The following is a 14,040-nucleotide window of genomic DNA, read 5'->3' as shown; positions in this document are numbered from 1 at the left end:
GTGTCTTGAGCTCATTAACCGTAATGAAGAGGAACCGGAATGTCAGAGAAATTGAAGGTACTGATACTTGAGGACGTCCCGCTTGACGCTGAACTTGTCATAAGGGAACTGCAGAGGGATGGTATAGAATTCGAGCACCTCACAGTTGACAGCGAGGACTCATTCAGGAGGGCCCTTGAGGAATTCAGCCCGGATATAATACTTGCAGACCACGCACTTCCCAGCTTCGACGGAGTATCTGCCCTGAGGATTGTGAGGGAGAACTATGATATCCCCTTCATATTTGTCAGTGGAAAGATCGGGGAGGAATTCGCTGTTGACATGCTCAAGGCAGGGGCCACCGATTACGTACTTAAGAATAACCTGTCAAAACTTCCACTTGCCTTCAGGAGGGCGCTGCAGGAGGCTGAAGAAGAGAGAAAGATTAAAAAGGCCAGGAAAGCCCTTGAAGAGAGTGAAAGGAAATACAGGGCACTCTTTGAGAAATCAGGAAACCCGATATTCATCTGTTCAACCGATGGCATCATACTGGACGTTAACCCTGCAGCCGCAGGCTTCCTCAAGTCCTTCAGGGAGGATATAATCGGGAGGGACATCAGGGAGTGGATCCATGAGGAGGACGCTGACAGGATATTCAGGGATGGAGAGGGTGGCCATCTGAAGTTCAGGGTGGGCCTCAGGGGACGCACCCTGGACACATCGGTAACAGCAGTTGAACTGGACCATGAGAAGCTCATATATATCATGGGTAAGGATGTGACCGCCCAGAAACGTATTGAAAAGGAACTCAAATCCAGCAAGGAGGAGTACAGGGTAATCTTCGAAAACACAGGCACACTCACTGTAATCTGCGGCAGCGACATGGTGATTGAACTTGCGAACTCAGCCTTTGAGGAGTTCTCAGGTTACAGCAAGGGCGAGATCCAGGGCTACATGAAGTTCACAGACTTTGTTGACGCCTCTGACGCAACTCGCATCGAGGCATACTACCGCCTTAAGGGTATCAACCCCGATGCCATCCCCCACAACTTCGAGGTGGTCCTCAGGAACCGGCAGGGTGAGGAGAGAAACTTCTTCGCAACCTCCGTTGTGATCCCGGGGAGTGAGAGGTGCCTCATATCCCTCATGGACATAACCCACAGGAAATCCGTTGAGAAACGCCTCAGGCGGTCCCTCAGGGAGAAGGAACTCCTCTTAAGGGAGGTGCACCACAGGGTCAAGAACAACCTCCAGATAATATCAACACTCCTCATGCTCCAGGCATCCACCACCGGCGACAAGAGACTGAGGGACCTCTACAGGGACAGCCAGCACAGGATAGATGCCATATCCCTCATACACGAGAAGCTCTACGAGTCGAGGGACCTCTCAAGGGTTAACCTCAGGGACTACATCAAGACACTCCTCAGCGACCTCCTGGATTCCTATGGAGCAGACAGTAACGGCATCGATGTGAGGGTGAAGGTGGATGATGTGAGGCTCAACATTGAAACAGCCATCCCCTGTGGCCTCATAATCAATGAACTGGTATCAAATTCCCTCAAGTATGCATTCCCTGATGGTACGGGTGAGATCACCGTTGAAGTCCACAGTACCGGTGAGGGATACGAAATGACGGTTTCAGATAATGGAGTTGGCCTCCCGGAGGACCTTGACCTTGAGGGATCCGGCACACTGGGCCTCAGGATCGTCAGGAACCTCGTGGAGCAGATAGACGGGGAACTTGAAATAGAAAGGCCCGCAAGGTTCACAATAAAATTCACTGAGGTTGAGTACAGGAGGAGGTTCTAGTTCCGGTCACGGCGTCACATTAAACCTTATTCTGCAGTGACATCAAAGTATCTGGGGCAATGTTCAGACATTGATCCTCAGTGATAGCGGTTCCATAAAGGATCTGGGGAATGTTCAGACATTGATCCTCAGTGATAGCGGTTCCATAAAGGAGGTTTATCATGGCAAGAATTCTTGTTGTTGAGGACGAGGCCATAGTGGCCATGGGTATAACCCACAAACTTGAATCAATGGGTCACAGGGTTGTGGAGACAGTTTCAACAGGTAAGGACGCCATAATGGCGTGCAAGGTCCATGAACCGGACCTCGTCCTCATGGACATCGTCCTGAAGGGCGAAATGGATGGTATAGAGGCTGCAAGAAGGATCCGGGACCAGTTCAACATCCCGATAATATACCTGACAGCCTATGCCGATGAGGAGATGCTGACACGTGCAAAGGTCACAGAGCCCTACGGGTACATAGTGAAGCCCTTCAAGTCATCTGAACTCAACGCCAACATTGAGATGGCCATCTACCGGCACAGATCCGCAATGAGGGAGAAGGAACTCATGAAGAAGCAGATAATCTCAGACTTCTATAACTTCATCCTCAACGCGATGCCCTCAACCGGAGCCGATGAGGATGCCATCAGGGAACTGCTATCAGGTATATTCAGGGACAGGATCACACAGGAACTCGCCCCCAGATTCAAGGCCCACATGGAGGAGTACCCGGACGATGACCTCCTCGAGGCCTACCTCGCCTGGGTCGCAGACATATTTGAGGGCTTCACTGTGAGGGTGGGTTTCCTTGAGGACGAAGAGAACGTTTATGTTGAATTTGAGAACTGTCCCTGGCTTGAAGATGCCAGGAAGAACCCCGGCTTCTGTCTGAACTGTGAGGCCATCCTGAAGTTAAGTTTTGAATGGAGCGGACTCCCTGGTGACTTCAGGGCCATGGGGCAGATTGCAAGGGGAGATGACAGGTGCCTCTTCCGGTTTGGTGTTAAGTAATTTACCGGGTTTCAGTGTTGAGGGTATCAGAGCAAGTATAAAGGGACGGTCAGGGCTTAAGTTATGATGGTACATGCATGGATGATACAATGAGGAGAACAGGTATTGCAAACCTGCCGCTTCACGGTGGCCATCCCCCGGCCTGGCTCATGAGGAGGATGATTGAACTCTCAGGGGCCATCGCAGAGGTTATAATTGAGGAGTACGGGACCTCAGAGTTCATATCAAGGATATCTGATCCCTTCTGGTTCCAGGCCTTTTCATGTGTGATAGGCTTTGACTGGCACTCATCAGGGACAACCACCACGACCTGCGGGGCCCTGAAGTCTGCCCTTGACCCTGAGGTTCACGGGATAATGGTTGCAGGTGGAAAGGGAAGGAAATCCCGCAGGACACCCTCCGAGCTCCAGGCTGCAGCTGAAATCTTCGACCTGGACGGTGAAGGGCTGGTATACGCAAGCAGGATATCTGCCAGGGTTGATGGTAACTGCATCCAGGACGGCTTCAACCTCTACCAGCACACATTCCTGGTTGACTCCGATGGTGAATGGGCCGTCGTCCAGCAGGGCCTTGACCCCCATGGTGGCTACGCCCGGCGGTACCACTGGCTCGGCTCAGGGGTCGTGGAGTACGTCGAGTCACCCCACAGCGGCATATCCTCTGAGAGGACCCTCAGTGAGGTCCTTGACATGACGTCACCCATCAGCCGGGGGGCACGTGAGGCCAGCGTCGACCTGGTCTGTGATGGCCCGTCTCACATCCGCAGCTATTTAACTGGCCAGAGGACGCTCTTTGACTTCAATGTCCTGGACATGCCAGCCCACCATGAGGTTCTCCCTGTGGACCTCACAGAGAGGGACATGGCTCTACTGGAGAGGGCCTATGAGATCCAGCCAGCGGACTATGAGGAACTCGTAATGCTCTCAGGGTTCGGGGCCAAAAAGGTGAGGGCCCTTGCCCTTGTCGCTGACCTCGTCCATGGGGAGAGGGCAAGCTGGAGGGACCCTGTCAAGTACAGCTACGCCCATGGCGGGAAGGATGGCTATCCATACCCTGTGGACAGGGAGACCTATGACTGTACAGTTGAATACCTCAGATCCGCCGTTGAGGATGCTAAAATCGAGAAAAAGGAACGTCTAAAGGCTCTAGAATCCCTTGAGAGGTTTCTAAGTATAGATTAACTCTAATCTTTAATTAGGGCATGGGGATGCGTATATTTAAATAAAGGAGTAAGTATGATTTCTATTAATACGAAGGTTTATAAGTTCCAGGGATTATAGGATTATTGCATTTTTTGACTTACTGTTATTCACACATGGATGAAGCACACCATCGGAGAGGTGTTATCTTGGTTAAGAGAGTTCTAATGATTTCAAATATGTATCCCGGTGAGGAGAACAGATCATTCGGCAGTTTCATTAAGGTTCACGTAGATACTTTCAGGCGTTATACCGATCTTGAGCAGTTTGTTGTTGTAAACACGGATCAGAGGAAGGGATTGCCACGGCTCATATACAAGTATGGATCCCTTCTTCTGAGATCAATCTGGTGTTCACTTCGGAGAAAATTTGATGTCATCCACGCCCACTACGTCTTTCCAACAGGCTTCATCGGTCTCATCTGTCACTGGTTAACGGGCAGACCACTTGTGATAACGGCCCATGGCAGTGACGTGTATAACCTTGCAAGCAAAAATAAGAGGGTCTTTCGAGTTTCAAGGTTTGTCCTCAGGAGGGCCTCTGCAGTTATTGCTGTCAGCAGGGATATAAGGGACGAACTTGTAGACGAATTCGGTGTTGATGAAGAGAAGATACACATCATTAACATGGGGGTTGATACCAGCATATTCAGACCGATGGATAAGGAAGAATGTCGCAGGAGGCTTGGCCTACCAGTAGATAAGAGGATAGTCCTCTTCGTGGGTAACATAATACCTCGTAAGGGGGTCCTCTACCTCATCGAATCCCTTGAGCATGTTAAATTCGATGATGTCCAGTGCATAATACTCGGAGCCCCCGTCGATAGGGAATACTTTGACACCGTAAAGAACAGACTTAATGAAATCGATGCTGATGTGAGATTCTTTGATGCGGTGCCCTACAGTGAAGTGGCAGTATGGATGAACGCTGCAGATGTCTTTGTATTACCCTCCAATGAGGAGGCCTTTGGGCTTGTTGCACTGGAAGCCCTTGCATGCGGGACTCCAACCATTGCAACTGCTGTTGGTGGTCTGAAGGAATTTATAAGGGACTCTGAGACAGGTTACAGTGTACCTATAGGAGATGCACTTGCCATCGCCGATAAGATAAACCATGTGCTGGATCCTGAAAACAGGGCTGAAGTTGAATCTATAAGGGAGAATGGGCTTCAGGTGGCGGATTCATTCAGCACCGTAAAACAGGTGAAGAGAATACTCAGGGTTTACCAGGATGTTGCATGAGCCGTCCATCTCTTTTTTTATCTATCCAACTGCCTGACCCTATAATGACTTACCCTCCTTTATTTTCTTAAACTTTGGGATCTGGTCAGAGTTCACTCATTTCTTTTTAGCGGTGGCTTCATTTTATCGTCTTTCAGAAGTGGAGCCACGGTGGCAGCTACCCTTAACATGATCTGAGTATTACATTTTTCCCGGATTACCCAAATATGTAATACTATCTTGTTTTTAGAAATTATTAAATAATCCTGACAACAATCACTGAAGCGGTGATAGCTTGGATAATCATTACTTCCCATTCACAGCCATCGTTGGACAGGAACTCCTCAAGAAGGCCCTCATCCTCAACGCCATAAACCCATCAATAGGTGGCGTTCTGATCAGGGGCGATAAGGGGACAGGTAAATCAACTGCAGTGAGATCACTGAGGGATGTACTCCCTGATAGGAAAATGGTGGAGGGTTGCAGGTTCGGATGCGACCCTGATGGAGCAGAAATCTGCATGGAGTGCCGCAGAAAACTTGAGGAACAGGGGTGCCTGCCATCAAGACAGGTCAGGATGGAGGTGGTCGACCTCCCTGTATCCGCAACCGAGGATATGGTTGTGGGTTCACTGGACATAAAGAGGGCCCTCAGGGACGGAATAAAGGCCCTTGAGCCAGGCATACTTGCAAGGGCCAACGGCAACATCCTCTACATCGATGAGGTCAACCTCCTTGATGACTACATAGTGAACGTCCTCCTCGATGCAGCAGCCATGGGCGTGAATATCATTGAAAGGGAGGGCATATCCATCCAGCACCCATCAAGGTTCATACTTGCAGGTACAATGAACCCTGAGGAGGGTGACCTCAGGCCCCAGATACTTGACAGATTCGGCCTCAGTGTTGATGTGGAGGCAATAAAGGACCCTGATGAAAGAGTTGAAGTCATAAAGCGTGCAATGAAGTTCCAGGAGGATCCAGAGTCCTTCCACTCAAGGTTCCGGAGGAAACAGGAGGAGCTCAGGGAGAAAATCATCAGGGCGCGGAGTTTACTTGAGATGGTCGAGTTGGATGATGAGACCCTTGGCCTCATAGTTGAGATAGCAGCAGCCCTTGGCATCAGGACCCACAGGGCCGATATCATAACTGCAAGGACCGCGAGGGCACTGGCGGCATTCAACGGCAGGAGGAGGGTCACAAGGGATGATGTGATGGAGGCTGCGCTCCTTGCCATGAAGCACAGACTCAGACAGCTACCATTCCAGAGACAACAGGAACTCAGCCAGGAGATTATAGAGGACATCATGAATGGCGAATTCGAGGATGACTCAGAGATTGACAGGGAACGGAGGCTGAGGCGTGACCTGAAGATCCCTGACCTGAAGGGATCCCTCCAGGGCCAGAGCAGTTCAACAGTAACCGGGAGGAGGGGTAAATATGTCCGCGCCCGGGAGAACCCTGAACCCTCCAGTGTGGCCGTTGATGCAACCCTGAGGAAGGCTGCTTCAGCTGGAACAGGAACCATAGAACCCGAACACCTCATGGAGAAGGTCCGGATCGGGAAATCCAGGGCACTCTACATAATCGTCCTTGACACCTCGTCATCAATGAGACTTGATAGGAAGATAAAATTTGCAAAGACGGTATCATGGCTGCTCCTGAGGGACTCCTATGAAAAGAGGAACAGGATAGCCCTCATAGCCTTCAGGGGATATGAGGCAAACCTGGTGGTTGATCCCACATCGAATCTTGAGACCGTTGAGGAGGCCCTTGAGGGTCTCAGGTCAGGCGGGAGGACACCCCTCACACCGGCACTCAGACTGGCGGCTGAGGTTGCATCATCATCCAGCGATGAGGCATGCACAGCCGTTGTAATATCGGATGGCCGCTGCAACGTATTCATCAACTCCAACCTCGAGGAGGACATGACCATGCTTGAAACTGAACTGAGGAACCTGAACCTTTTATTCGTTAATGCAGAACCCGAGAAGAGGAGCCTGGGGATACTTGAGGACATGGCGTCACGCTTTGGCTCTGAAATCTTCTACCTTGATGATATACTGATCTAGGACTTTGGGAGTTTATGAAAAAACATGACACGCATGGAGGTGTGATTGTTGTTTAGATTCAGAGATTTCACAACAGCTGATCTGGCCTTCACGGGCCTCATAATAGCCCTGATGTACATCGTTCAGACGGTGACCATCCTTGGTGTTGCAGCCATAACACCTGTGGATGCATTCAAGTCGATTGCATCCGCCTTCTTTGTCTGTATCGTCATAAGCGTTGGACTTGCAAAGGTGGGAAAGATAGGCACCTTCACCCTGATAGGCCTTGTTAACGGGATAATCTGCGGATTCATAATGCCAGCATTCCTGCCCCTACTACCCGCGACCTTCCTGGGAGGCCTTGCAGCGGATGCCGCCGTCGGTTTGACATACGGCGTCTACTCTTCAAGGAATTCCCTTCTAGTGGGCTGTGGTGTTGATAAGTTCATCGAGACCCTCGTCATCCTCACGGTTCCCTTCCTCTTCGGGTTCTCCAGCTTCATGCTGGCACCGGCACTGATAATTGTATCTGCCATAACAGTATCTGTCCTTGGAATGCTGGGTGCCCTTGTGGGTTACGGTATCATAAATGAGCTCAGAAGGGCCGGGGCCCTGGATTAATGTCTCATGGAGGTCTTTCATTGGACCTTAAGGCCGTGTTCTCACCATTCACATCAACCCCTGAGGGGTTCCTTGTGGAGGTAAACCCCCTCTCAAAGCTCACTGTGGTGGTATCCGCCACGCTCCTGTCTGCATTCATATCAGACCTGACCCTCCTGATAATCATGGGAGTCATTTTCACGGCACTGATAGCCCATTCAGGGTCCCTGAGGTTTGCAGCCCCCTTCCTCTCATTCATCATCCTTTTCTGGCTGGTTTCCCTTGCCATTATCATGGTGCTCTCAGGTAACCCGCACACCATGGGATTTCTGAGCCTCTTCTTTGCCCGTTTCTTCATAATATCAGCGGCAGGACTATCCTTTGCCTTCACTACCGAGCCTCAGAAGCTTGCAGAGTCCCTCAGATCCGTCAGAATCCCCGGGGAGATAGTTTTCACACTCACAGTCACCCTCAGATACATACCTGCCCTTGCCGTGGAGGCCTCCTCCATATGGGACTCCCTCAAACTCAGGACCAGTCTTTCAGGATCTTCCATCATCAGGAGGCCTTCCCTCCTCTACAGGGGACTCATAATACCCCTGATAATAAGGACTGTGAAGATTTCAGATGAGGTGGCCATCGCTGCAGAGACCAGGGGCTTTAACCCTCGCGAGGGTCCCGGAGGGAGTCTCAGGTTTAGAGGGAGGGATATCACCTTTTTAGCATTCTTCACTGTTATCTTCGCATCCCTCGTGATAATGGATGGGGCGGTGGTCTGATTGGACGCCATCCTCCTTGATGGTGTGAGCTACCGGTATCCCAATCAGGACCGGCTGGCCCTCAGTGACGTCAGCTTAAGGGTTAAAAGAGGTGAATCGGTCTTCATCACAGGAAGAAGTGGGAGTGGAAAATCAACCCTTGCAAGGGCAGTAACTGCGGTGATACCCTCCATGATGGGAGGGGAGATGGATGGAACAGTCAGGGTGATGGGCAGGGACACAGACTCCCTCACCCCAGGGGACCTTGCAGCGGATGTTGGATACGTCTTCCAGAACCCGGAGTCCCAGTTCTTCACATTGAATGTTAATTCAGAGGTATCCCTGGGGCCAGATACCCTCCAGCTGGATAAACGTGAGGAACTCGTGGAGGATGCGCTCCGGAGGGTTGGTATGGAGCATAAGAGGTATGAAAGCGTTTTCAACCTCTCAGAGGGTGAGAAGCAGAGGGTTGCAATAGCATCACAGCTCTCCATGTCCCCTGAAATCCTCCTCATGGATGAGCCAACATCCAACCTGGATCAGGGATCCACCGATGACCTTTTCAGCGTCCTCAAAAATCTCAGGGATAAAACACTGATCCTGATTGACCACAGAACCTACAGGGTCCCTGAGGTCTTTGACAGGGTCGTGGTGATGGATGAGGGCATGATCGTTGAGGAGACAGACACTGATAACCTCCTGGACCCTGAATTCAGGGAAAGGTACGGTCTGAGGTCTCCATCTCCAGGTTTCAATCAGAGGTCCTGTGGAGGGCGCGGTCTGAGGCCCTCCTCTAAGGTTTCCACCCCTCCTGAAACGAAACAGGACCCGGTACTGAGGGTAATGAACATCTCCCACACCCAGGGAGACTTCAGGCTCGATGGTGTTAACCTGGATCTCTGGAGGGGCGAGGTCCTTGGATTGACAGGCCCGAATGGCTCTGGAAAGACGACCCTTGCAAGGCTGATTGTGGGGCTCATAAAGCCGGAGATGGGTGAGATCAGGGTTGAGGGCACCGCCGGTCTCGTGATGCAGGACCCGGACCATCAGCTGTTCATGGATACTGTGAAGAGGGAGATAACCTTCGGTCTGGATGATTATTCTGATGGGGATGTTGAGGACCTCCTTGAGACCATGAAGCTCCATCAGCTGATGGAGAGACACCCACATTCACTCAGCGGCGGTGAAAAGCAGAGAACACTCATATCTGTTTATCTCTTCAGAAAACCAGATCTCATAATAATGGATGAGCCAACGACGGGCATGGACCTTGATAACATGAAAAGACTTGCAGGGTGGATAGGTAAGCTGAAGGGAATGGGGGTGGCCATGATTCTGATCTCCCATGACATGGAGTTCCTTCAGATGGTTGCAGACCGGACGATCATGATGGATAACGGCGCCCTGGTCCTCCCGGATCATGAGGTAGCGGGCGCTGATTCAGTATCAACATGTTTGAGGTGACTGATAATGAAACTGGTATTCACTGTGGTGATGGGTGGTGGTTACTTATGAAGAGGATACTTGCTGTTACCACTGTGGTGATGGGTGGTGGTTACTTATGAAGAGGATACTTGCTGTTACCACTGTGGTGATGGGTGGTGGTTACTTATGAAGAGGATACTTGCTGTTACCACTGTGGTGATGGGTGGTGGTTACTTATGAAGAGGATACTTGCTGTTACCACTGTGGTGATGTGTGGTGGTTACTTATGAAGAGGATACTTGCTGTTACCACTGTGGTGATGGGTGGTGGTTACTTATGAAGAGGATACTTGCTGTTACCACTGTGGTGATGGGTGGTGGTTACTTATGAAGAGGATACTTGCTGTTACCACCATGAACAACACGGCCTCACTGAAGGAGGCGCTGACAAGGATAAGGGAGGAACATGGGGACATTGTAAGCATAACTAAGGTCTACCTTGAGAAATATGAGGACCCCCGCGTCCCCATGGATGACGTGGCTGAATACATCGATGAATCCGACATAATACTCGTGGATATAAGGGGTAACGAGAGGATAGGGAGGGAACTCCCGGGCATCCTCAGGGACAGGGATAAGACCGTCATATCCCTGGTCTGGGGGAGCAACCACATACTTTCCCTGACATCCATGGGCAAACTTGATCTTGGTGAACTCGTTGCAGCGGCACCTGGAAGGATAGATTCACTTGTAAGAGAGAGGGACCTTGAAGCCATACTCGAACTGCACGGGTCAGATGAGATCAGGGATGACCTCAAGAGATGGTTCCAGGCCATGGACTACTATGGGGCCGGCGACCCCGACAACATCATGAACCTGATACTCTTCCTCCTGGACAGCTACACCGACCTGGAGGTTCCCTTCGAGGACCCGGTGGAGATGCCGCCCTACGGGCTCTACCTCCCCTTCAGGGGATTCTACAGGGACCTGGAGTCCTACAGGCGGGCTTCAAACTTCAACCCGGAGCTCTCAACAGTTGGCATGCTCTTCTATTCAGGGATGCACTTCGATGACACGAGACCCCTGGTTGAGGAACTCTACAGTCGCCTCCATGGAAGTGTGAACTGCACCGTGGTCTTCTCGGACGTCGAGAACAACCTTAGGGCAATCGAGGAGTACATGGGGGACATGGACCTCTTTGTCAACATGCAGTACTTCCAGCTGAACAGGGGCCCCCTGGGCGGCGACCCTGGGGCCACAAGGAGGCTCCTGAGGAGGATAGGCGCCCCATACCTCATCTGCCTGAGGGGCTATGAGACAGACCTCGACGAATGGGAGGCAGGTGGTGAGGGCCTCAACCCGATGGAGATAGTTCTTGGCATAACACTCCCGGAACTTGACGGGGGCTTTGAACCGGTATTCACGGCGGGTATGAGGACCCTCAATGACCCCGACCTGGGGGAGGTGAGGGTTGTTGACGTGGTGCCCGAGCGCATGGACAGATTCGCTGCAAGGATACTCAACTGGCTGAAGCTGAGGACAATGGAGAACCATGAGAAGAGGATAGGGATAATCCTCTATGACTACCCTCCGGGGGAGGCCAACCTTGGAAACGCGGGCTACCTTGACGTATTTGAAAGCCTGGAGGTTTTCCTCAGGAGGCTGAGGGAGAGGGGATACAGTGTAAGGATACCTGATGAACCCATCAAGGATATTCTCATGAGGGAGGGACTCATCAACAGTCCATCCTACCATGAATATGGCGGCCATAGGATCCCCCTCAGCGATTACCTGGAATTTTTCAGTCGTCTGCCAGAGAGGATCCAGGATGATGTGAGGGCAAGGTGGGGCGAACCACCGGGGGAGCTGATGGTTGATGGTGATGACATCATCATCCCGGTGACTGAACTGGGCTCGGTCTACCTGTGCATACAACCCTCCCGCGGAATCATGGAGACCGACAGCTACCATAGCAGGGATAATCCACCCCACCACCAGTACCTGGCCTTCTACGCCTACCTCAATTCAGTGGGACTTGACGCCATCATCCACTTCGGGATGCACGGGACCCTTGAGTTTCTACCTGGAAGGGAGACCGCCCTGGGGGCTGAATGCTACCCTGACCTGCTCCTGGGGGAGCTCCCCAACATATACCTTTACTGGGCAGGTAACACCTCAGAGTCGACCATAGCAAGGAGAAGAACCTACGCCCTCCCGGTGGCGCATGCGTCACCACCTGTGAGGCAGTCTGACCTCTACGGTGACTACCTGGTACTGGAGGAACTCATCGACCAGTGGCATGGGGACCCTGATGATGGGTTGAGGGATGAGATAATTGAGAGGGCCTCACAGCTTAACCTGAGGGGGGATATCCCTGAGATTGAGTCTGAACTCTTCAGGATGAAAAGGCGACTGATACCAAGGGGCCTTCACATAATGGATTCAGAGTGGGACCCCGATGACATGGTCAGCTACCTCCTCGGTGTACTCAGATTTGACAGGGAATACCCCTCCATCCATTCAATGGTGGCAGAGAAGCTTGGACTGGATTACAGGGGTTCAATGGATACATCCACAGGATGGGAGATTGAAAGGCGCGCGGCTGAGGCTTTGAAGAGGATAGTCACAGGGAAATCAGTGGATCTTCCCCCTGAATACGTTGAATGGGTGCGTAGCTTATCTGAGCGTTGTGACTTCAGGGGTGAAAGCAGGGGCCTCCTTGAGGCACTTGAGGGAAGGTATGTGAACCCCTCCAGGGGCGGAGACCCCATCAGGGACCCTGAGGTATACCCGACAGGCTACTCCATGCACGCCTTTGATCCCATGAAGATACCGGCACCCCTGGCCGAATCAAGGGGCAGGCTTGCAGCCAGAAAACTCCTTGAGGACTACCTGGAGGAAAATGGGAGATACCCCGAGACCGTTGCAGTGGTTCTATGGGGATTCGAAACCCTTAAAACAGGTGGAGATACCATTTCAATGATCCTGGAACTCCTGGGGGTGCGCATAAACAGGAAGTATGGTCCATGGGCAAAGAACATAGATGTCATACCCCTCAATGAGCTTGGAAGACCCCGGGTTGATGTCCTGGTGAACATCTGCGGCATATTCAGGGACACACTCGGATCCCAGATTGAGATACTTAACAGGGCCTTCAAAACCGTTGCAGGTCTTGACGAGGACCCGGAGGATAATTACATCCTGAAACATAACCTTGAGGATGGATGGGTGAAGGTCCCCCCGAGGATATTCGGCCCTGGACCAGCGGAGTATGCCAGCAGCATCCCGGATATCATAGGAGGCGGTGCCTGGGATCAGGAGGATGAACTGGCAGCAGCCTACCTTGGGGAGATGTGTTACGCCTATCTCCCTGATTCTGTGAGAGAGGCACCGGACGAATTCAGGAGGAACCTCCAGAGGGTTGAGCTCGTGGCCCAGGAGAGGGATAACGTGGAGTATGAGGTTACAGACCTTGACCACTACTATGAATTCATGGGTGGCCTCACCTCCTCGGTGCGGAGCCTGGGGGGTTCCTGCAGCGTCAGGGTCGTGGATTCAACTGAGGATGAAATCTACGTTGAGGGCCTTGATGAGGTTATAGGGAGGGCTGCAAGGTGCAGAATCCTCAATCCGGTCTGGCTGGATGGGATGCTCGCCCATGACCACCATGGTGCCAAGAACATCAAGGACCGGGTGGAACACCTCCTGGGATTCTCTGCAACGACCGGTGCAGTGGATAACTGGGTCTATGATGATGTCGCAGAAACCCTGATACTTGATGATGAGATGAGGAGGAGGATCTCAGAGAACAACCCCTATGCGGCTGTGAGGATGGGTGAGATACTCCTTGAAACAGCTGAGAGGGGCTACTGGGATGCCCCCGATGAGACCCTTAACAGGATCAGGGAGGTTCTTCTTGGCCTTGAATATGAGCTTGAATAGGAAGTTTGGTAGCTCCGCATTATTAGCCCGGATGGAAATTATACGGTTGTAGCAGAATATG

Annotated in this window: 9 protein-coding genes; all 9 read left to right on the top strand. The window is 51.7% G+C overall.

Annotated elements, in window-relative coordinates; genetic code table 11:
* Window positions 1–39: 39 nt before the first annotated feature.
* The 9 genes from C7452_RS04520 to C7452_RS04480 all read left to right on the top strand — a co-directional run bounded on the left by C7452_RS04520 (window position 40) and on the right by C7452_RS04480 (window position 13,979).
* Window positions 40–1,791 (top strand): response regulator, encoded by a 1,752-nt coding sequence (locus C7452_RS04520; RefSeq protein ID WP_115892360.1) that lies wholly within the window; start codon window positions 40–42, stop codon window positions 1,789–1,791.
* Between the two features lie 161 nt (window positions 1,792–1,952).
* Window positions 1,953–2,786 carry a methanogen output domain 1-containing protein gene (locus tag C7452_RS04515; protein ID WP_115892359.1) on the top strand — a complete coding sequence of 278 codons (834 nt, stop codon included), beginning with the start codon at window positions 1,953–1,955 and terminating at the stop codon, window positions 2,784–2,786.
* A gap of 89 nt (window positions 2,787–2,875) precedes the next feature.
* The gene (locus C7452_RS04510) at window positions 2,876–3,967 is read left to right on the top strand and encodes a DUF763 domain-containing protein (protein ID WP_115892531.1); all 1,092 of its coding nucleotides are present in this window, start codon (window positions 2,876–2,878) and stop codon (window positions 3,965–3,967) included.
* Window positions 3,968–4,134: 167 nt separating this feature from the next.
* Complete coding sequence (locus C7452_RS04505; RefSeq protein WP_115892358.1) at window positions 4,135–5,226, top strand: glycosyltransferase family 4 protein; 1,092 nt, start codon at window positions 4,135–4,137, stop codon at window positions 5,224–5,226.
* 274 nt (window positions 5,227–5,500) lie between these two features.
* Entirely contained in the window at window positions 5,501–7,276 is a 1,776-nt protein-coding gene (locus C7452_RS04500) for a magnesium chelatase subunit D family protein (protein WP_115892357.1), read from the top strand.
* Between the two features lie 48 nt (window positions 7,277–7,324).
* Window positions 7,325–7,876: a hypothetical protein gene (locus C7452_RS04495; RefSeq protein WP_115892356.1), complete on the top strand. Its 552-nt coding sequence runs from the start codon at window positions 7,325–7,327 to the stop codon at window positions 7,874–7,876.
* Window positions 7,877–7,896: 20 nt separating this feature from the next.
* Window positions 7,897–8,634, top strand: a complete 738-nt coding sequence (locus C7452_RS04490) for a CbiQ family ECF transporter T component (RefSeq protein ID WP_170130288.1) — start codon at window positions 7,897–7,899, stop codon at window positions 8,632–8,634.
* Complete coding sequence (locus C7452_RS04485) at window positions 8,635–10,077, top strand: ABC transporter ATP-binding protein (RefSeq protein ID WP_115892354.1); 1,443 nt, start codon at window positions 8,635–8,637, stop codon at window positions 10,075–10,077. It begins immediately after the preceding gene.
* Between the two features lie 347 nt (window positions 10,078–10,424).
* The gene (locus C7452_RS04480; RefSeq protein WP_115892353.1) at window positions 10,425–13,979 is read left to right on the top strand and encodes a cobaltochelatase subunit CobN; all 3,555 of its coding nucleotides are present in this window, start codon (window positions 10,425–10,427) and stop codon (window positions 13,977–13,979) included.
* Window positions 13,980–14,040: the final 61 nt, after the last annotated feature.

Origin of the sequence: Methanothermobacter defluvii, assembly GCF_003385755.1 — an archaeon.
Lineage (GTDB): Archaea > Methanobacteriota > Methanobacteria > Methanobacteriales > Methanothermobacteraceae > Methanothermobacter > Methanothermobacter thermautotrophicus.
The sequence above is the reverse complement of the archived record's forward strand: the minus strand, read 5'-3'. Positions and strand labels throughout refer to the sequence as shown.